Origin of the sequence: Parasalinivibrio latis, assembly GCF_036825535.1 — a bacterium.
Classification (GTDB): Bacteria; Pseudomonadota; Gammaproteobacteria; order Enterobacterales; family Vibrionaceae; genus Parasalinivibrio; species Parasalinivibrio latis.
On sequence record NZ_CP098813.1, the window covers coordinates 1,346,333 to 1,368,243 of the forward strand.

Here is a 21,911-nt window from a genome sequence, read left to right on the forward strand (position 1 = left end):
TCATAAAGTTTAAAATACACCTCGTGCTTGGTGGGAATATCTACCCGCTGAGTAACATACGATTTGGCTGGGAGCTAATTGTATGAACCGTGAATATTCTGACCGTTTTTCGCAGGGAAATACCGGAAATGGCGCTGACTCCTTTGGCGAGGGCGTCTCTATTTCTGACTCATCTGGTGGGCATTCGGAAGGTGCGTTGTTGGTTCCGCAAATGTTACCGGGTGTAGAGCTTCCGAAAGGGGGCGGTGCGCTACGTTCAATTGATGAATCTTTCCGGGTAAACCCGGTTAACGGGGCCAATACGTCGCAAATTCGTCTCCCTGTCACGCCAACAAGAATTGGTTTTTCACCAGCGTTGGCGCTGTCTTACAACAGCGGCGGTGGTCAGGGAGCTTTTGGCCTTGGCTGGAATGTCACGACGCAGGCGATAATCAGAAGCACGACAAGAAAACTCCCGGAGTATGAAAATGACGATGCGTTTTCCCTTGGCGGCGAAGAGCTTGTTCCTGAACTGATCCAGTCAGGAGGCCATTGGCAGCGTCGGGAGCGGGAGACCGCAGATCATGTCGTCAGGTATTTTCGGCCTCGTACAGAAGGCAGTTGGCAACGCATAGAACAGTGGCAAGATAAGGTGTCTGGCTTACTTCACTGGCGCACAATCAGTGCCTCCAATGTGATTTCAGTGTTCGGTCCCGCGCCAGAATCCCGGTTAGCTGATCCGGCCAACCCCGCCCGTGTGTTTCAGTGGATGCTCTCTCATACCTATGATGACCGGGGCAACCTGGTGGTTTACCGGTACAAACACGAAGATTTTTTGGGTATGCCTGATACGCTCTGGGAACGTAACCGGGGCGCCGAAAACTGCACCAATATCTATTTAAAGCGTGTGTTTTATGGCAACCAAACGCCTTTCCGAACCGGAGATTTGCTGCCGGATGACAATGATTTCCTGTTCGAAAATGTGTTTGATTTTGGCGAACACGAAATAGACCAACCTGCGCCGGACGAAGTTCATTTCTGGCCGGTACGCGATGACCCATTTTCCACCTACAGAGCTGGTTTTGAAATCCGGACTTACCGGCTTTGCCGCCGGGTTTTATTGTTCCACCGCTTCAACGAATTGCCGGTAAACCCCTGCCTTGTCAGCGCGACAGAACTGACCTACCACACCTTTCCGGGAAGAGAGCAAAACGACAACGATATTCCGGGAATGAGTTTTTTAAAGTCAGTGACGCAACGTGGCTATCTTTTTGATGAAGCCGCAGGTGCATACAAGAGCAAAACCCTGCCAACTGTCAGCTACTTTTATCAGTCACACAACTGGAACACGGATATTCAGACTGCAAACGACTCAGACAACTTACCGCAGGGCGTAATGCCGCCTCTTTATCGCTGGGTTGATTTGTTTGGTGAGGGACTTGCCGGAGTATTAAGTGAGCAGGGTGGCCGGTGGCTTTACAAACGGAGTGAAGGGAACGGAAAGTTCAGTCCGGTTGTGACGTTGCCGGAGAAACCATCGCTGACCGGGCTCAATACCGGTGCGTTGCATTTGCAGCCGCTCACTGCCAGCGGGCGGCCGCATTTGGTGAGCCATGCACCTGATTTTCCGGGATACTTTCGGTTAGAAGAAAATAACCAGTGGTCTTCTTTCACTCCTTTTGAATCCTTTCCTGGTGCATTGGGTGAACCGGATCCGGATTCACGTTATATCGACCTGACCGGGGACGGAAAACCCGATCTGGTCATGAGCGGTGACACTTTCTTTCAGTGGCATCCTTCAGAAGGTGAACAGGGCTTTGGAGAGCGTCGCCTTATTACCCACGCACTGGATGAACAGGAAGGTCCAAGGTGTGTTTTCTCCGACCGTGAACAGGTGATCTTCCTCGCCGACATGAGTGGCGATGGCCTGACGGATATTGTACGAATCCGCAACCGAAATGTTTGTTACTGGGCGAATCTAGGATATGGCCGATTCAGCCGTATGGTGACTCTGGCAAATGCGCCGGAGTTTGCGCCGGATGACGTGTTTGAGCCTGACCGGATTCGTATCTCTGACGTTGACGGAACCGGACCTGCGGATTTGCTGTATGTCGACAATGGCGAAGTGCGTTGCTGGTTCAACCTGTCCGGCAACCGCTTCAGTGATGTCCGGACTGTTTCGATACCGGCTTTCAACAACGAATGCCACCTCGAAGTGGCAGATTTCCTGGGTAATGGAACCGCTTGTCTGGTCTGGTCTTCGGCATTGGAAGCCGAAAAAGGCTCACCGCTTCGCTATGTCGACCTGATGGCTGGAAAAAAGCCACACCTGATGATAGCCATGGAAAATGGCTCAGGCCGCACCGTCAGCTGGCAATACGGCACCTCAACCCGGTTTTACCTTGAAGATAAAACTGCCGGGAAACCCTGGGCAACGAAAGTGCCGTTTCCTGTCCATGTTGTGACCGATACAGAAGTGGTTGACGAAATCCGCAATACCCGTTTTGTCAGCAGCTATCGCTACCACCACGGTTACTTTGATGCGCGTGACCGGGAATTTCGCGGGTTCGGTAAAGTCGAGCAAATCGATACCGAAAACTACACGTCATTCAGCCGGGAGCCTGCCGGAAATGTGCTGGAAGAGGCACACCACCAGCCCCCGGTGCGCACCGTCAGTTGGTTCCATTCCGGTGCACCGCCTTCGCTGGTGGATCTGCAAAGCCGCTACCGGGATGAATACTTCGAAAATACCGCCGTACCTGAATACCACCCAGAAACGGCTTCATTGCCGGGAGAACTATCTTCCAACGAGTGGCTGGATGCCTGGAGGGCGATGCGGGGAGCTTTGTTAAGGCAGGAAATCTATGCCGATGACGGAACTGAGCTGGCGGGCAACCCATACCGGGTTAACGAGTCCTGCTTTCAATTAAAGCGCATCCAGCCGGAGCAAATCGGGGTAGATAAAAACCGGGGCGATGACATAAAACACCCGGCGGTTTTCCAGCGACTAAGCCGGGAGTCCATTGGCTGGCACTATGACCGGAATCCCGACGATCCGCGAATCAGCCATGCCATAACACTGAAAAGTGATGAACGGGGTTTTCCATTACTTGGTGCAACAGTGGCTTACCCCCGTGTTCAACGGCCTGATGGCATTCCCGACCCCCTGTGGCAACGGCAAAACCGTACCCATATTTCCCTTTCTCAGGCGCTGTATACCGCCGACATCGACACTGACGATGCTTTCCGTTTGCGAGAGCCGTTTGAGCAGAAATCCTTTCAGCTGAATGGGTTGCTACCTGAAAGCAGCTTCTTCACCTTGGGTGAAATTGAACAGGCTTTCCTTGCCGCGCCGGAATTGGCCTTTGAGATGGAATCTGATGGCAGCCTCAGTAAGCGTCTGCTTTCCCACAGCCGGGTGTATTTCCGTTCAGATAACCTCGCTGCGCAGCTTCCTCTCGGTCAGCGCGAATCTCTTGGTCTGGTGTTTCGGGGGATGCAACTGGCGATGACTCCGGGGCTGGTGGCGCTTCGCTATGGCAGCAAAGTCTCCACCCAGATGTTGGAGCAGGCCGGGTATATTCACAGTGAGGGGGATGCCAATTGGTGGATTCCCTCCGGGACATCCCGGTTTGGGGTAGGGGCTGCAAACCGATTTTACCTGCCTGACGGCGCGGTAGATGCTCTGGGTGTGGTGTCCCTTGTCCGTTACGACCCTTACTTGCTGAGGGTTATCGAAAATGAAAATGCCCTTGGAATGGTGGTAACCGCCGAGCTGGATTACCGAACCCTGACACCGTGGCAGATCACTGACGCCAACATGAATCGGACTGCGGTTGAAACCGACGAGTTGGGTCTGGTGGTCAAAATGGCGGTGATGGGCAAAGCCAGTGAAAACGAAGGCGACACCCTTGAAAGCCCGACTCAGCGCATTGAATACGATCTGCTCCGCTGGCAGGCAACCGGCGAACCCAACTTCACCCATGTATTTAACCGGGAAACCCATGAGGCTGATCTGGCCGATGGTGAAGAGAGACGCTGGCAGGAACAGTATGTTTACTTCGACGGCAGCGGTGAGCCGGTTATGGTCAAATCTCAGGCTGGCCCGGGCGACGCCCTTCGCTGGAACGAAGCTGAGAACCGGCTTGAATCTGTGCATACCGATACCCGGTGGGTTGGGAACGGCCGGGTAGTGGTGAACAACAAAGGCTGGCCGGTTAAGTCTTTTGAGCCCTATTTCAGCCTGAGCCCTGATTACGAAACCGAAGCCGCGTTGGTGGAAATAGGTACGCCGGCAGTGCGGCACTACGACCCCGTAGGCCGGTCAATTCGGACCGATTTCCCGGACGGCACTTTTTCACGCACTGAACACGGCAGTTGGCAAAGCGCCGGCTGGGACCAGAATGACACCGTGCTGGAAAGTGACTGGTATCAGGGGTTAGGCAGCCCGGTTCCGGATGCGCCCATCCCGGCTGATGCGGATAAACGGGTAGCCTGGTTGACTGCGCAACATGCCAATACCCCGGCGGTCACTCACTCGGATGTACTTGGCAGACCTGCATTGTCGGTGGCAGACCTTGGTAACGGAAACACCACGTCCATACGCAGCGAAGCCGATGATGCGGGGCGGCATATCCGGCTGTTTGACCAACTTGGGCGGGAAGTCTCATTCGGTGCGTCCAATTTTGTTGGTGGGGTGATGTATGCCAACACCGCAGAAAAGGGTGAACGTTGGATACTCCCCGATATCGGAGGCCGGATGTTCCGGATCTGGGACAGTCAGGGCCGCATTTATTCCATGACCCACGATGGCCTGCACAGACCGGTTTCATCAGTGATGACCGAAGGCGGGCAGAGCCGGGTTATCAGCCATACCGTCTATGGAGACAGCCTGCCGGATGCAGTTGCCCGAAACCTCGTCGGGGTGGTGCACCAGATATACGATCAGGCCGGAGTGACCAAAGTGATGCGGGCCGGGTTCAGTGGTCAGGCGTTGGAGGCCCAGCGAAGGCTGACCCGCAGCTATCAGGGCATAATCGACTGGAGCGTCCTGACGCCGCATTCCCTTGTCGCAAATATTGAAGCGGCGGCAGAGCCGCTTCTCGAAGCCGAAACCTTTACCACCCGTGGTGAATACGATGCCATTGGGCGAGTAACATCCAGCACGCTCAGTGACGGCACCATTGTCACAACCGGCTTTGATGAGGGCGGGCTTATCCAGCACTTAGACGCGCAGGTGCGCGGGGCCGGAGCGGTTAAACGATACCTGAATGGCCAGAGTTACAACGCTCGGGGTGAACGGGAGTTTGTGCGTTACGGAAACGGTCTTTTCTGCGAATTCGGTTATGACCCGTTGACCCACCGGCTGGTGTCGCAAACGGCCAGGAAAAGTGATACCGACCCGCTTTCAGCGTCCGTGCAACGTCTGGTTTACCGGTATGACCCGGTGGGGAACCTGATGGAATCCCGGGATCTGGCCCAGCAGACCCATTACTTTGATAACGCCGTTGTTGAGCCCCTGTCCCGTTACCGCTACGACGCCCTTTACCAACTGGTTGAGGCAACCGGAAGAGAACATGCCGGTGCCGGATGGGACAGTCAGCCGGATTCCGGTGGCAGGGGGTTCTCGCCACTGCCCCATACCAATGACAGCCAGGCCGTCAGGAATTTCACCGAGAGCTACCAATATGATGTAGTCGGAAACATTCAGCAGATTTCCCACCATACCGCCACGCCACAGGGACGCTGGACAAGACGATACCGCTACGAATATGAGCTGGACATTGCCAACCGAACCAACCGGCTGCATTCCACCAGCCTGTCGGGGGATGCGGACGGCGGGCCTTACAGCGCGGTTTATGCCCATGACAGTGTTGGAAATATCACGGCGATGCCGGGGTTGTCGCAGCTAGACTGGAATTTTGCCGATCAGCTTACCAGTGCAGACCTAGGGGGCGGGGGGCTGGCATTTTTTGTCTACGGCATCAGTGGCCGCAGAAGGCGAAAAGTTGTGGAGCGTCCGGGGGGCAGCCGGACCGAAAGAATCTACCTGGGTGCCAATGAGATCTACCGGGAGCGCAATGCCAACGGTGACATCACATTGGAGCGTTGGACGCTGCATATCAGCGATGGCACCGGGCGAATCGTCCAGATTGACACCAAAACCATCGACACAGCCAACAGCGATCCTGTCAATCCCCTTAACGAAAACCTCGAGCGCTATTCCCTTGGCAACCTGACGGGCAGTGCCACGGTAGAGCTGGATAAAAACGGTGAAGTGATCTCATACGAGGAATATCACCCGTTTGGCACGTCAGCTTACCGGAGCAGCAAACCGGGCACTGATCTCAGCCTCAAGCGTTATCGCTTCTGCGGCAAAGAGCGGGATGCAGAAACCGGGCTCTATTATTCCGGTGCCCGATACCTGATTGGCTGGCTCGGGCGTTGGCTGAGCAGCGACCCTGCCGGCCTTGTAGATGGTCTTAATACTTTCGCGTATTCCCGCAACAATCCGGTGGGGCGAACAGACCCCTCGGGAACCCAGTCGCAGCGGGTGGTTGTGGAAATGGAAGTGACCGGCGAGGAATCTTTCCAGGACTTGAAAAATGTGGCTATCCCGGAAGGGTGGCAATGGAATCCGGATATTACGGCACAGAACTACCGGCAATATTGGGATGGTCAGTACTGGAATGTCTGGGTGCCTGTCACGGAATCGCCTCCGGAACCTGAACCACCGCCGCCGGATCCCCCGGATGAACCGGTAGAAGACGATCCCAGCCCGGTGACCACAACCAATGCGGCGAGGACGACTCAGGCAGTTATCCGGACTCGCCAACCGACACTCTCAAATGGCCAGCCAGCACCGGGTAACTTGCATCTCTATTCAGGGCAGACAGGCAACAACCAGGCCATGGCTGCGGCGGCAACCGGTGAAAACTACTACCTGCGGGATACCCCCCATTACCAGAATGCTCTCAACGATGTGGCAGATATTGAGGCCCGACTCGGCAGGCCGCTGACACCGTCGGATTACCACCTTGAGCGTCCTGTCTGGGATGCCCATTCACGGGCGCTGACACAGGAAGCCACCCTTGCCGGGCGGGGTGTGGAATCCCACGGGTTACCGACATACCAAGCAGAAACGGGTCGTCCGGCATCTGGCACGACCCAGGTGATGGAAGAAATACCGACTGCGCTTCGTTACGGCTCGCTCAATGCAGTGTTGGGCTTTGCCAGTGGGGGATTGACGATTTACACCGGCAGCCAGATGGACAATCCGGTAATGCAGGGAGTGGGTTATGTGGCCGGAGCCGGGGAAATTGCCGGTACCGCCCGTTATGTACAGGGCATGTACCAGCTTTATACCTGGACGCCGGGCAGTGCAGCTACCATGGCCGGTGGCGCAGCGTTGGCGCGTTATTCCGGCGGGCTGGGGCTAATCGTAATGTCCGGCTATACCGGTGCCGTGCACATGGCAACGGGTGAATACGGCCTGCTGGTCAGTGATGCCGCGGGTTATGTCGGCGGTACGGCGATGCTGGCGGGTTCGATGCCGGTCGCTGCCGTAGCCGGAGGCGTGGCAGTGACCAACGTGTTGGGTGATTACGTGGAACGAAAAGTCACACCATCGCACGGGCGAACAGCAGGCGTTGCAGCCGGTACTGCATCGGGTGCAGCAGCCGGCGCAGCAATCGGTGCGGCAATTGGTGTTTGGGGATTCGGTGTGGGCGCAGCCCCTGCCGCTGCAGTGGGTGCTGTTGTCGGTGGTATTGCAGGATTTATTGGAAGTTTCTGGTAACAAAAGACGGGAGGGTCTTTACCATGATACTGAGAAATAGGGTTATCCGGTTTGGCGAGCAATCAGACAGTGTCCGCTTGCTGCACCGGGCGTTAACAGCGTTGGGTTACTCGATAGATGATGATGAGCAACGCGGAAATCGGGCTGGCGAAACGTCGCTGAAAGCCATACTGCAACTACAAAAAGCACATGGTATTGACCCCCGTCCACCCAGAGAATCCGGTGGCTTGCTGTTGGATGCGAAAATCCGCGAGATTTTGGCCGATGCCCTTACCCAAAAAGGGCTGACCAACCCTTCGGAAGCGCTGCGGATACAGGGGAAAGTTTCCGACCCAGAAAGGCGTCCACTTAGTGGCCTGGATGTCACTGTTTATGCCATCAACCTCCGTGGACTGGGGTTACTGGGTGAGGGGGTGGAGTTTATTGAAAAACTTGCCCCGGAAACCGGGTTTCTCGCGGCGGGCGAAGGTGTCACTGACAGTGACGGCGCATACCGCGTGTCCATGCCGGACTGGCTGTTCGAAGACGGCGACCGTTTCGGCAATGAGCTTGTGGTGCTGGTTTCGGAGCAATCCGGTCAGCTCAACCGTGTGGTGGGCCGTACAGCGGTTATCCACGCCAATCGTTACCGCAAAACAGGTGTCATTGATCGCACTGATATCATGGCCACTCCCTCCCGGCCTGATACCGAATATGCCCGCCTTGCCCTTTCACTTGAACCTGAAATCAAAGAATCCGGTATCCGTCTCGGGCAGCTTTCCGGTAAGTCCGAGCAGCTGGAGTTTATTGCGAGCAAATCCGGTGCAGACCGTGCTGCCGTTCAAGCCGCTGCCGATGTGGATGCGTTTGCTGCCAACTGGCCGGATGAAGACAGAGAAGTGTTGTACGGCATGGTTCGCGCCGGTCTTCAGCTTGAGCCGGATAAGGTGGGTAAACAATCCGATGAACGTCTGAAAACTCTGTTGCGGGAAGCCGTGGACTACAAGCTGATTCAACAACACGACGATCTGGATCTCGACAAGCTTTCCGGCCGGCTGCAGAAAACTGCCGTGACGGCCCAGTTGGATATGAAGCATCCCAAATTGGGCGGAAACCTCGACAGCTTTTTGTCTGCCGCGCTACCTGAAAAGCGGGAGCGCGTTGAATTTATGGTTGCCGTTAACCGGTTTGACGGTAAAGACGGCGAGGAGTTCTGGCACAAATACCTGCCACGCCAGCCGGCTTTCAGAGACCGGCCCGATCTGGTGAAAAACCTGCTGGTTACCCAGCAATTGACCCTGCTAACAGGTAACCATCCGCCATTGGTGAAATTGCTGCAAGGCGAAATGGGTATTACGAGCATTGCCAAATTGATAGAGCTGGACAGCGACCACTGGCAAAGGCTTATCAAGCAATCCGGTGTGCCGGAAGCGGTGCAGGGTAAAAATGAAAAAGAGCGTGCAGTTCGCTATCTGGCCTCTATTGAACAATTATTGGATGCCTCGTTTCCCGGAATGCGCATTGCCGGAGACATTCTGAAAGGCGGCTTAAAGATTAATGATTCTGTCGTGGCGAAAACGGCGGTGATGGTGCTTTCCAAAGAAGACCGGGATCTGAGTGCAATCAATATCGACAGCCTCGAGCGGGAAATTGAAGATCTCGCCGGTAACAAATCTATGGTTGCCACCCGTGAACTGAAACGTATCCAGCGTCTTTATCAGGCAAGCCCGGACAGAAAATCACTCGCCGTCATGTTTAATGCCGGATTGGGTTCATCCCATGAAATTGCGGCCATTCCCCAGAAATCCTTTGTGAAATCTTATGGCGGGCAGGTTGGTGGAGAGAAGGTGGCATACGCCATCCACCAGCGGGCGAGCTATGTGAGCGCCCGGGCAGAAATGGCCGCGATGCACATTCTCGAATACACCGATTTCATTGCGCCCGGTGTTGTCCTTAAAAACCCGAATATCGGCAAGGTGCTTTCAGAGCGTTTGCCCAACTATGCGAGCCTGTTTGGCAGCCCGGATATCTGCCAGTGTAAACATTGCAGCTCGGTTTACAGCCCGTCGGCGTATTTTGTCGACCTGATGCGTTTTCTGAAAAACAGCGCAATAAACGACAACGGGGAATCCCCGCTGGACATGCTCAGCAAGCGACGTCCGGATCTGGGCCATATGCTCCTCACATGCGAGAACACCCACACCCTGATCCCTTATGTGGATCTGGTAAATGAAATCATGGAGTACTTTACCGTCCATGACAGCCTTGCTGGGTTTATCGGCTACGACACCGGTGACACCGAAGCCGAGGCATTGCAGGCCAACCCGCAGAATACCGACCCGGCAGCCTACCGGATTCTCTCTCAGGAAGTGTATCCGTTCGGCCTTCCTTATCATCAGCCCCTGGATGTCATCCGTTCGTTCAGCAAAAAACTCAGTACCAGCCGGCTGGCTATCATGAAAGCGGTCAACCCGGAGCCGGACGCGATTGAACAGAGGGCGATGGACGCAGAACATTTAGGGCTTTCTGAAACCCAATTTGCCATCCTGACCGGTGAACTGTTAGACGGCACCGCCTCAGTCAGACCGGTCCATGAATATTATGGATATGGCGCTGCAGGCTCACTGGAAAACCTCAGCAACGTGCGTGAACTGATGGCACGAAGCGGTGTTACTTACGAAGAGCTGGTGTCGCTGGTGGAAACCCGGTTCCTTAATCCTGGCCAATATGCCCTGAATTTCCTGGATGCGGTGTTTACCGGTTCGAGCCTGTCCGGGCAAGAGCTCTATGACCGGCTTGGATTGATAGCCTCAGCGAACCTTCAAAGCAACAACGACCACGAGATCAGCCAGGCACTCAGTGACTACAGCACAGCAACCGGAACACTGATTACTCCCCCTGAATTTGATATCTGGGTAGCGGCGTTTTTCAGCGATTTCCAAGGCGTGGTTACGCTGTATGAGCCGGAATCCCGGTGCGATTTGGATTCCACTTCGCTGAGAACCATGGAAAGCCTTTATGCCGGGGGCGGTACATCCGGCATCCCGGAGGCGTTCTGGTCGCGCTATCACCGGTTTGTCCGGCTCTGGCGCAAACTGGGCTGGACGGCACATGAGCTGGATTTGATACTCAATTCACTGGGTTATGCCGATATCACATCCGAAACCCTCGAAGATCTCGCCGCTGTGCTTGAGCTTTCCCAGGAAAGCAAACTGGAACATAACAAACTGGCGACATTCTGGGGTGACATCGATACCCAGGGTGAGAAACACTTATATGGCAAATTATTCCTTAACCGGGGAGCGCAGGGTATTGATGATGCGTTTCAGCCTGACGGGTGGGGCAATTACCTTACCAGCAATACAACGTTGCTGGCAGACCATGAATCCGCCATTCTTGCAGCATTCCGGATAAGTGCTGACGACCTTGATCTTATCCTTGCTAGTGCGGAAGTTATCGAAGGTGGGGTAAGGCGGCCTATTGATTTCGCAGTTGATACGCTCGACATGCCAAACCTCAGCACCCTTTACCGGTTTGTCACCTTTGCCAAGGCGCTGAAACTCAAAGTTGCAGATTTGGTTCGCTTGATCGACCTGTTCGAAACCTACCCATTCAGCACCTGGGATCGCGATGCCGGTGTGTATAACAACGTTGATCCGACGGTTACGCTTCAATTTTTCCACACCTGCAAAGATGTGCTGGAGTCCGGCTTTAAGAGCGCAACACTGGAATACATCGTTGATGGTGTGGTGGATGAATCGTCCACCATTGCGCTGGATGGCAGTGGTGCACTGGATGCGCTGACCAACCTGAGAGCTGTGTATAACAGCATTGAAAATGACCACCCGGACGTATTGGAAGAACCCACCGTTACGGCGGTGCGTGACAAGCTGACCCTGACATTCGGCGCGGATGCGGTAGGGGAACTGCTGGAAATTGCGGAAGGCACCGTGGTGCATGAAACTCTGGCGGATGCCAACCTGGACGTGGTGATTCCGGATAACCTGGCGGAGCGCTACAGCTATACCAAAGGCAGCGGTAGATTAGTGTGCGTTGGCGTGATGAGTGACGATGACCGAGCCGTTTTGAAGGGGCTGCCGGACACCAACGCCAGTTTCACCGACGCAGTAGATGCCCTTTATGCACTGCCGGAATCGGTGATTGCAGACAACTTTGACGGTGTGTTCGGTGATCTGCCGCTTGCCAATGCCTTGTTGCTGGATCATCCGGCTCAGGCGGAGCCGCTGGATCTGGAAGACAAACTCGAATTTATCTACCAGCAGTTTATTCCGATTATCAAAGACAAACTGCGCCGCGAAGCCCTGACGCAGGAAGTGGTTGCGCTGACCGGCGTCAGTGCAGAAATGGCCAGTCTGCTGTTTGAACCCCATGCAGAAACCCTGCTGGATGCGTCTTCCGTACAGGGACTTTCTGCTTCCTACTTTACGGATAACGCCTGGGGCGCCATAGGCATTCTGGATATCGACCCGGAAGTGGACTTCGCTTGGGCAGACGGCTCGCCGGACCCTTCGATACCGGCCGCCGGGTTCAGTGCCCGCTGGCAGGCCATGCTGGCACCGGAAGTGACCGGTGAACATACACTGATTGTGAATGTTCCGGACAGTGATGATGCCTTTTTCCTCTACCTGAACGACGAGCTGGTGGTGGACAAGGCATCCGGTGAAGCCATGACCAGCAAAGAGGTGGTGATTGAACTCAATGCCACCGACCTTTACCTGCTGCGGCTCGATTACAGCCAGTCAGCGCAGAATGCCGGAATCAGCCTTGGCTGGAAAACCGTAGGCAGTGAACCAACAGTCATTCCTTCTTCGGCACTCTATCCGGAAGACGCCGCGACCGTGTTTGTGGATACCCTGGAAGTGATTTACCGGGCGGCCCTGTTCGCCGGGGGATTTTCACTCAGTGAAAATGATGTCCAGCACCTGATGGTGTATGGTGCGGACTTCGACGATATCGACCTGATGGCGCTGACGCCGGAAGACTGGGAACGGATTTATCACTACACCAGACTGCGTGACAAAACCCCGCAAAATCACGCCCTTCTGACCGACATTTTTGAAGCTGCCAGCAATGCAACCGCTGACCTTGAAGACATCAAGGCGCTGGTTGTTGATGCGACGGGCTGGGATGAAGTTGCTGTTGATTTTGCTGTCGACAGTATCTTTGGCCTGGATGTGGATGATTTTGCCAATGCTGATATGCTCAGCCGGGTCGGCGATATAGTCGAACTGGTGCGCAAAACCGGTATCGCCGTCGATACGGTGGATGCCTGGGGCCAACCCGAGTCGGATTTTGACTCGCTCAATGCCCTTGCCCAGGAGCTGAAAGATGCCGTCCGGGCGAAGTATAACGAAGAGGACTGGCTCTCCCTTGCTGGGGAAGTGAATGATGGTATCCGGGAACGGCAGAAGCAGGCGCTTATCCAGCATCTGCTCACCAAGCCTGCCATTAAGAGTTGGGGCGCAACCAATGCAGACGGGCTTTACGAGTACTTCCTGATAGACGTCCAGATGATGCCTTGTATGGACACCTCCCGGGTCGTACAGGCCAGCGCTGCCATCCAGCTGTTTGTCCAGCGGACACTCCTGAACCTGGAAAGTGATGTCAATGGCGGCAACCAGCATGGCGTTGCACCGGGGGCCATTGACCGGGAACGCTGGGATTGGATGAAAAATTACCGGGTGTGGGAAGCAAACCGCAAAGTCTTCCTGTATCCCGAAAACTGGCTGGAGCCGGAATGGCGCATGGACCGTTCGGTATTCTTCAAGGATTTGGAATCCTACCTTGCCCAGAACGATATTTCAGATCGCAACGTCGAAACCGCATTCCGCAATTACCTGTCCAGCCTTGCGATGGTATCCCACCTTGATGTGGTGGCCTCTCACGAGGAGAAATACAGCAGCGGCGAGCTGAAATACCTACACGTCTTTGCACGAACCCAGTCGCCGCCGCACCGCTATTTCTACCGGCGCTGGAATGAGTTTGGCAAGTGGTCCGGCTGGGAACCGGTGGATGTGGAAATTCGCGCCACTAACGATGGGAACAATAGCGGTGTCCACCTGACGCCGGTGGTCTGGAAAGGCCGGATGTTTATTTTCTGGCTGGATCTCAACGAGAAACTGATTGAAAAGGGCGACAAAAACGAATCCGTTGAAACCAAAGCTACGCAGTCGGTGGCGACGATGGAACCCCGGAGGGAATGGGAAACCCGGCTTGGCTGGAGTGAATACGTGGAAGGGAAATGGCAGCCCGCGCACCTTTCCAATGAATACACCGTAATTGCCGGTGGCATCGGGCCGCGTGCCTACCTGTCGCTGCAGTCTTATATTTACCCGGATACCAATCAGCTCCGCCTGACCATCTGGAACCATCAGCACTTTTCCCATCAGGCCTATTTTGACCTCTCAGACATTGAAGCGCCGATTCATGTTTCAACACCAGAGGCGATTTGGGTGCCGGATGCATCCAGCCATTACTGGAGCACTTACCTGTCGTTTTTCCAGAAACGCAGCCTGACCAATGTGCTGGACCTCAAAGGCAACACGTATCTGGAAGCCTACAACCGCCACAACCTGCTGAACCCGGCTAATATCGAGCGGAACGAAAACCGGTTGGTCAGCCCGTTTTTCTACAGTGACCGTTGGCGCAGCTATTTCGTTAAGCCGGTGTCGATCAAAATCGTCGACTGGATACGCCGCCCGGACATTGTGCGGCCCCTTGACCCGGTTATCGTGGATGTACCGTGGCAGGAGCCGGATGTCCCGTGGGTTGATCCTCCCATTCCGGACGATCCTGTGTTCGGCGGCGGCTGGGGGCCGGATATTGACCCGGCACCGGATACGCAGCCAACACTGGGAGGCGGCGATATTGCCGGGCCTCGCACCGGAGGTTTAACCCAGGCCGGTGTCACACGTATCGGTGAAGCCAAAATGCCGACCATTCTGGTGGGTAAAGATGCGATGCAAGGTTTCCCGGCAGAAGGCTTTATGCGGCGGGCGGATGCTTTGGGCGGCACGGCGAAGCCGGTGGTCCTGATGATGAAATCAGAGGCGCGAGGGCAAAGTGGTCAACAGGCCAGAGCCATGTCGATGCCGATGAAAATTGATGGCGGCGGCCAACCTGCGGCAAGAAAGGCGATTTATGCCGACAAGCTGGCCGGTTCGTTTTCCGGTACCGGCTTTGGTGCTGATATGGCGGCAGGTAAATTCCTGTGGGAAATCAAAACCCGCAATGAAACCGGCCTTGAGTTCCACACCTTCTACCACCCATTCTCAGCAGACTATGTGCTGCGTATGAACCGCGACGGGCTTGATGGGCTGATGGCCTCTGATACCGAACTGGAATCGGACGAAGGGGCAACGTTTACCGCGCAGTACCACCCGAACTTTACGGATGGCCTTGTGCAGAAACCGTCAAACTTTATTGAGCGAACCCTGTTCAAGGAAAACGTCTGCTTCGATGTGTATGGTGCGAACAGCCTCTATAACTGGGAGCTTTTCTACCACGCTCCGCTTTATATCGCGACAAGGCTGAGCAAAAACGGCCAGTACGAAGCAGCGATGCGCTGGTTCCACTTTATCTTTGACCCGACCACCGATGAAGAATCTGAAATCGGGCAGGAAGAAACCGCCCGATTCTGGAAAGTGTTGCCCTTTAAAACCACCGCCGCAGAAAGTCTGGACAGCTGGTTTAGGGAACTTGGTGCCAGTTCGGACAGTGAAAATGCGATTATTGCTGAATGGCGGGATAACCCGTTTGACCCCCATTTGGTTGCCAGTAACAGACCACTCAGTTACATGAAGCACACGGTGGTGAAATACATTGAAAACCTGATCGACTGGGGGGATTCGCTGTTCCGCCAGTTCACCCGGGAAAGCGTGTATGAAGCGCAGCAGCTTTATGTCATGGCCAGCCAGATTCTGGGGCCTAGACCGGAAAATATCCCGCGTCGGGGAACGGTCAGTGCAGAGTCTTACCTGACGCTGGAAACCCGGTGGGACGATTTCTCCAATGCGCTGGTTGAGCTGGAGAACCTGTTCCCGTACAGCAGTGACGTGAACCCGGTATCCGGTTCACCGGGCAACAGCCTCCTCGGGCTGGGCTCGACGCTCTATTTCTGCATTCCTCACAACGACAAGCTGATGAGTTACTGGGATACAGTGGCGGAGCGGCTGTTTAATATCCGCCATTGCCGGGATATTAACGGCGTTGAACGGACGCTGGCGCTCTTCCCGCCTCCGATTGACCCGGCTGCACTGGTCAAAGCGCGCTCCCAGGGGCTGTCTATCGGCAGTATTCTGGCTGATCTTTCCAGCCCGCCGCCGATTTACCGGTTCCGTTACCTTATCCAGAAAGCCAATGAGTTCTGCTCCGATCTGGTCGGGCTTGGCAGCGCATTGCTTGGTGCTTTGGAGAAGAAAGACAGTGAAGCACTGGCAAGGCTCAGGGCTTCACACGAAACCGCAACCCGGGAGCTGATAACGGCCGTTCGGGAGCGAAATATCCTCGAAGCCCGCGCTAACCTGGAAAATATCCAGAAAGGGCGGGAAATGGCGAAGGCCCGGGCGCAGCATTACCTGGGTATGCTCGGGGTGGACGAGTTTGAAATCCCTGATGCACCGAGCCTGGATACCGCAAACCTCAACGTTGACAGCCAGCTTCCGGCAGATACGGCAATTGCAGAGCTGTTACCGGATGTCGACACCGCACTGGAAGATGCCGGTGGTGGCCTCAAACTGATTGGCAAAGAAATCGAAGATTTGAATAAATCTGAAGCGGCCAAGTGGGTGAATGCCGGTGCAACTCTGGTTCATGCAATCGGTGCAGGGCTGAAACTGATTCCCCAGATTAACGGGGAAGGGGAGCCGGTGGGTGTGGGTGTCAGTGGCGGGTTTGGCGGTGTCCAGCTCGGCGGCGGTGCAGACTCCCTTGGTAAGCTGGCGGAGATGGTAGCCGGGTGGCTGACCGCAGAAGCGGCCATGGCGTCCAAGGTCGCGGGTTATATCCGCCGGGAGCAGGACTGGACGTTGCAGGTCAACCAGGCTGCCCGAGAGATCATCGAAATCGACAAGCAGATCACTGCAGCAGAAATTCGGGTTTCGGTGGCTGAAAAGGAACTTGAGAACCACTTGCACAGTATCGAGCAGGCGGAAGAAGTAGAGCGCTTCCTGGAAGACAAATTTACCAACGAAGAGCTTTACCAGTGGATGAAAGAGCAGCTTTCCAGCGTGTTCCGCCAGAGCTATAACCTCGCTTACGAGATGGCGAAAAAAGCGGAAAAAGCCTACCACTACGAGCGGGGTACGGATGCCGCCAGCTTTATTGAATACGGCTATTGGGACAATGGCCAGAAGGGGCTGACCAGCGGTGAGAAACTGCGGCTGGCATTGCGCCAGATGGAAAAATCCTTTATTGATGAAAACCACCGTGAGCTTGAAATCAGCAAACCGGTATCACTGGCATTGCTTGACCCGCTGGCGCTGGTGGAATTGCGGGAAACCGGCAAGTGCTACGTTTCCCTGCCTGAAACGCTGTTTGATATGGATTTCCAGGGGCACTACTTCCGCCGGATTAAGTCTGTCAGCCTGACGATTCCTTGTATCGTGGGGCCGAATACCAGCGTGAGTTGTTCGTTGCGGCTGTTGTCCAACACTTACAGGACGAATACCGCCATGAACAGCGAGGGCAACTATGAACATGAAAATGATGAAGGCCTGCTGATTGAAGACAGCCGCTTCCGCACCCAGTATGTGCCGGTGACCGGCATTGCTACCAGTACCGGGCAGGTAGATCGCGGGCTGTTTGAATTTAACTTCCAGGATAACCGCTACCTGCCGTTTGAAGGGGCGGGGGCAGTGAGTGACTGGATGATTGAGCTGACGACAGAAAGTGACCTTCGCCAGTTTGACTATGACACCATTGCAGATGTGATTCTCCGGGTTGATTACACGGCGCGGGAAGCCGGTGGTCTGTTCAAAGAAAAAGTGCTGGATTACCTCGACGAGTTTCTGGCGAATGCCGCGGATCTCAGTGATCAGCCCTTGATGAACATGGTGAGCCTGACCCACAATCATCCCACGGAATGGCACCGCTGGTTAAACCCTCAAGGGGATGCGGATCAGGAAATGGTATTTACCGTCGGTGTAGCTGCATTTCCGTTCTTCACCCGTCATTGGGACATCGAAGTCCAGAAGATCGATGTGTTCGCCAAGTGCAGCGGGGCAGGTGATTACCATTTGCACCTGGCCTATGAAAACGAGGACAGCACTTTTACCGAGTCCGACCAGATAGCCATGGCAGAAAATGCGGCGTATGGAGGTATCCATAAGGCGACCATTAATGTCACAGACGCCGGGTTAAACCTAGACGATCTCAGTGTTGCCCGAAGCCTTAAACTCAAGCTTAAACATAACGGCGATGTCGATTTCCGAAGCCTTGATGCAGATGAAGTCAGTGCGGTTTATGTGGTGTTCCATTACCGGCTGGGGTGAGTAGGGATTGGCGTGTCGAGGCTTTCTCTGACGGATATTCACATCTGTGAGGATGATTTGTTTCATCGGTTCCCAGGTATTTTGTACTTCGCAGATGTGATCCTGAATCCAGTTATTTGCGTGTTTCCGTTACAACAACCGTTCTATTGCGGAACGAAACAATGGAGAAACAGCACCAAAGAATTAATCAAAATTATTTTTGATGTGTCACATATATACATTCGATGTTTATTTTAATCCTCACGCCAAGCAGGATGTCCTCTTAACGGAAATCTCTCTTTTAATGTTTTTCTTACGTAATTTAGATCAATGAAGTCGTATCGTATTCTATCTTCAATATTTTTTGATGATGATGCTGTTTCTATGGTTTTTGATAGATGGAGGTATATTATTGATATGTATGATTCCAAGTACAGTTTCTCATCCTTATTAAACTCGCAGGGTTTAAGTATCAATTCGTAGGCAACCTCGCAACAGAAAATTGAATCTCCGTAATTTTTCATTACAAATGATACAAATGCTCGCAAAGTGCAATACTCGATATGTTTGTGCAATTTTGCATTTGAAAGATCAATTTTAAGCAGCAGACTGAAAGCCTTGTCAAATGCTCTTTTCTTGCAACAATTATTAGCTCTTATGAAATAGAGTGCGTTTTTTATTGCTCTTAGCTTTCCTCTGAACACCGTAGCATTTTTTCCATGACAAATTTATATGTATGGTAACTCAAATTACTTTAAAGGGGGGGCTTAGTTTAGCTGGAATGCTTGTGTCCTTTTTGGTGGTTGATGCAGGAATACTACCTCCGTGAATTCTAATTCTTACCGAGCCGGCTTTTTCCAGACGAGGTAAAGCACAAACACCCCGCCAAGAGCGGCTGTGACGATACCCACCGGCAACTCTTGTGGGGCGAGGATGGTGCGGCTGACAATGTCTCCCAGGGTCAACATGACGGCACCCCAAATGGCGACCAGGGGAAGTGCCAGCTTGTGGGTCATCCCGGAAAAAGGACGAACCAGGTGCGGGACCATCAGCCCGATAAACCCGACCACGCCGGTTAGCGCCACAATGGATGCGGTACAAAACGCGCAACAGAGAAACACTTCGCTTTGCAGTCTGTGGACATTGACGCCGAGTGAATGCGTGGTCTGCTCGCTGACCAGCAACGTGTCTAGTTCCCGGTACCGAATAACAATCAGAACGATAACGCACATTACGCCTATTGCAGCAAATATGAGGTTGTCCCAACGCGCCAGTCCCAGCCCTCCCATCGTCCAGAACAAGATTGAACTTGCAGCACGTTGATCGCCGGAATACACCAGAAAACTGGTAACCGCGCCAAACAGGAATGATATTGCCAGCCCGCACAGAATGAGGTTGTTGTTACCGTGCTTCTTTTGGATAGAGAAGAGAATCAGCACGGCCGAGGCTGAAACAATCCCGCCGGAGAATGCTGCCAGAGGAAGTGACCATGTGCCGAGCGCATCTCCCAGCCGTGTGATAACCAACACTGCACCCGCAGAGGCACCTGAAGACAAGCCGAATAAATACGGGTCTGCGAGATCATTCCGTGTTGAGGTTTGCAATAGGGCTCCGACCATTGCCAGACCCGCTCCGGCGATAATGGCAAGGAGTGTTCTTGGTAACCGCAAATCTGCGAGAATTCGGCTGTTCATGCTCATGTCGTTGCCATTGAAGGAGCGCAAACCTTCTATCACATCATCAAACGAGAGCGGCACGGAGCCGAATTTCAAACTGAATACAAATGAAATGAGCATGGCGCTGATACCCAGCAACCATGCCAGTTGATACTTCGTTATTTTCATCGAGCGCTAAATGTGTTTGCGTTACGGTGCCAGAATAGCATCAGACAATTTTTTTATTGCGCCGATGTTAGCCGGCCCCGGTGTTAACTGCTCGTAGCGCAGCTTGACATAACGCTGTGATTTGACAGCACTGGTGTGTTTCATCAGAGGGTGTTGTTCTAAAAAGTGCCTAAGCGCCTCTGCACCGGATGCAGTCTGGTAGTCGAGAAGGATGATGATATCTGGATCCGCACTGGCTACATTTTCCCATGATGTTCTGCCCCAGCTTGTTTGCATGTCGCCGGTGATGTTTGTTCCCCCGGCTGCCTCGATCATTGCCGTGGGGATCGCGTATTTGCCTGCGGTGAACGGTTTATCTTCACCTGAATCGAACAGAAATACTTTGGGCGTACTTTTTCCGGATTGTGCTTTTTGTTGTGCGATGGCTTTAACCTGTTCTTTCCACGCAGCAACTAACGTGTTTGCTTTATCCTGTCGGTCAAAAATAACCCCCAGCTTTGCCATATCGCCGTAAAGAAGCTCCATACTGGCTCCGTTTTTCAGCTTGTTAGTATGAATACAGCTCTCAGACAACACCAAGGTGTCTATGCCATAAGGCTTGAGGGTCTGAGGGGTCACTTCTCCCCCGATTTTCATACCGTAATTCCAGCCTGCGAATAAGAAGTCTGGCTTAGCAGCGATCATTGTTTCAAGTGACGGATATTTCGGTGCAAGCTCCGGGATCTCACCCAACGCTTCCTTGAACGATGGTGACATCTTGTACCAACCGGTAATCCCGGTAACGCCGACCATGCTGTCCTGAAGGCCAAGTGCGAACGCCATTTCAGACATATTGATGTCGTGAAATACCGCCCGATCAGGGCGTTTCTCGATAGTCAGCGGGCTGCCACAGTTATCGACGGTAACGGGGTAACTGGTGCTTGCCGCATGTGCAACGGCTATTGGAAAAAAGAGAGGGAGTAATACCGACAACTTCATTACGCGACTCCTATTGATGTGGCTGTTTGATTAGACGATGCAGCTTCGAAGTGATGAACCGAAGTGGAAATTTGGGGGTGATTGAATGTCACCACATTCAGGCCGAAAACCGGGGTGATAAATTGATTTTGCATCACAACGTCAGGTGAGTCGTAAGCCACCATCTTTTGCCGGGCCATTAAGAGCACTTTGTCAGCAAACGAAGCCACTAAAGGGAGATCATGTAAAACGGCTACCGACGTAATCCCTTTTCGCTTTATCAGCTCAAGCAGTTCCAGCCGGGCTAAGGGGTCTAAGTGGTTGGTGGGTTCATCGAGCAACAGGAGCTTGGGTTCCTGTGCAAAGGCGCGGGCGATATTTGCTCGTTGCTGTTCACCTCCGGACAGGGAACCAATGAGTCGGTGTCCACTGTCTGACAGACCAACGTCTTCCAGCGCTTGTTCAACACTTTCCTGGTGTTGTTTATTGTTGCAGCAAAATGTGTGGGGTATGCGCCCAAGCCAAACATACTCGCAGACGCTCAAGCGGGGATCGGCATGTTCGTGCTGGGCAACAACGGCTACCATTTTGGCAATTTGCCTTTGATGTAACTGAGATGTGGCTGAGCCATTGATATACAGTTGGCCGGATACCGTTTGGTATTCGCCAATAATGGTTTTCAACAAACTGGATTTCCCGCAGCCATTCGGGCCGATAACCGCGACGCATTCCCCTTGTTCAACGGAAAAGCTCACGTCAGTGACTGCTCGCCAGCCTTGTTGACCGTTGGCGCAAAGCTGTTGCGCTGCGATGACGGGCATAGGGGTTAATTCCATCCATCACCCTCCTTTGTGATGACCAAGA

Annotated in this window: 5 protein-coding genes; 2 read left to right on the forward strand and 3 right to left on the reverse strand. The window is 53.8% G+C overall.

Annotated elements, in window-relative coordinates; translation table 11 throughout:
• Positions 1-82 precede the first annotated feature (82 nt).
• Both NF212_RS23135 and NF212_RS23140 read left to right on the forward strand, forming a co-directional pair.
• Positions 83-7,777: a SpvB/TcaC N-terminal domain-containing protein gene (locus tag NF212_RS23135; protein WP_434361286.1), complete on the forward strand. Its 7,695-nt coding sequence runs from the start codon at positions 83-85 to the stop codon at positions 7,775-7,777.
• Between the two features lie 23 nt (positions 7,778-7,800).
• The gene (locus NF212_RS23140) at positions 7,801-18,267 is read left to right on the forward strand and encodes a neuraminidase-like domain-containing protein (protein WP_434361287.1); all 10,467 of its coding nucleotides are present in this window, start codon (positions 7,801-7,803) and stop codon (positions 18,265-18,267) included.
• Between the two features lie 818 nt (positions 18,268-19,085).
• Here the strand turns inward: NF212_RS23140 and NF212_RS23145 are convergent.
• The 3 genes from NF212_RS23145 to NF212_RS23155 form a co-directional block, all read right to left on the reverse strand.
• Positions 19,086-20,042 (reverse strand): FecCD family ABC transporter permease, encoded by a 957-nt coding sequence (locus tag NF212_RS23145; protein ID WP_434362971.1) that lies wholly within the window; start codon positions 20,040-20,042, stop codon positions 19,086-19,088.
• Positions 20,043-20,111: 69 nt separating this feature from the next.
• Complete coding sequence (locus NF212_RS23150) at positions 20,112-21,068, reverse strand: ABC transporter substrate-binding protein (protein ID WP_434361288.1); 957 nt, start codon at positions 21,066-21,068, stop codon at positions 20,112-20,114.
• A complete protein-coding gene (locus NF212_RS23155; RefSeq protein WP_434361289.1) occupies positions 21,068-21,883 on the reverse strand; it encodes an ABC transporter ATP-binding protein in 816 nt (271 codons plus the stop codon). Before NF212_RS23155 ends, NF212_RS23150 begins: the two co-directional genes overlap by 1 nt.
• Between the last annotated feature and the right edge of the window lie 28 nt (positions 21,884-21,911).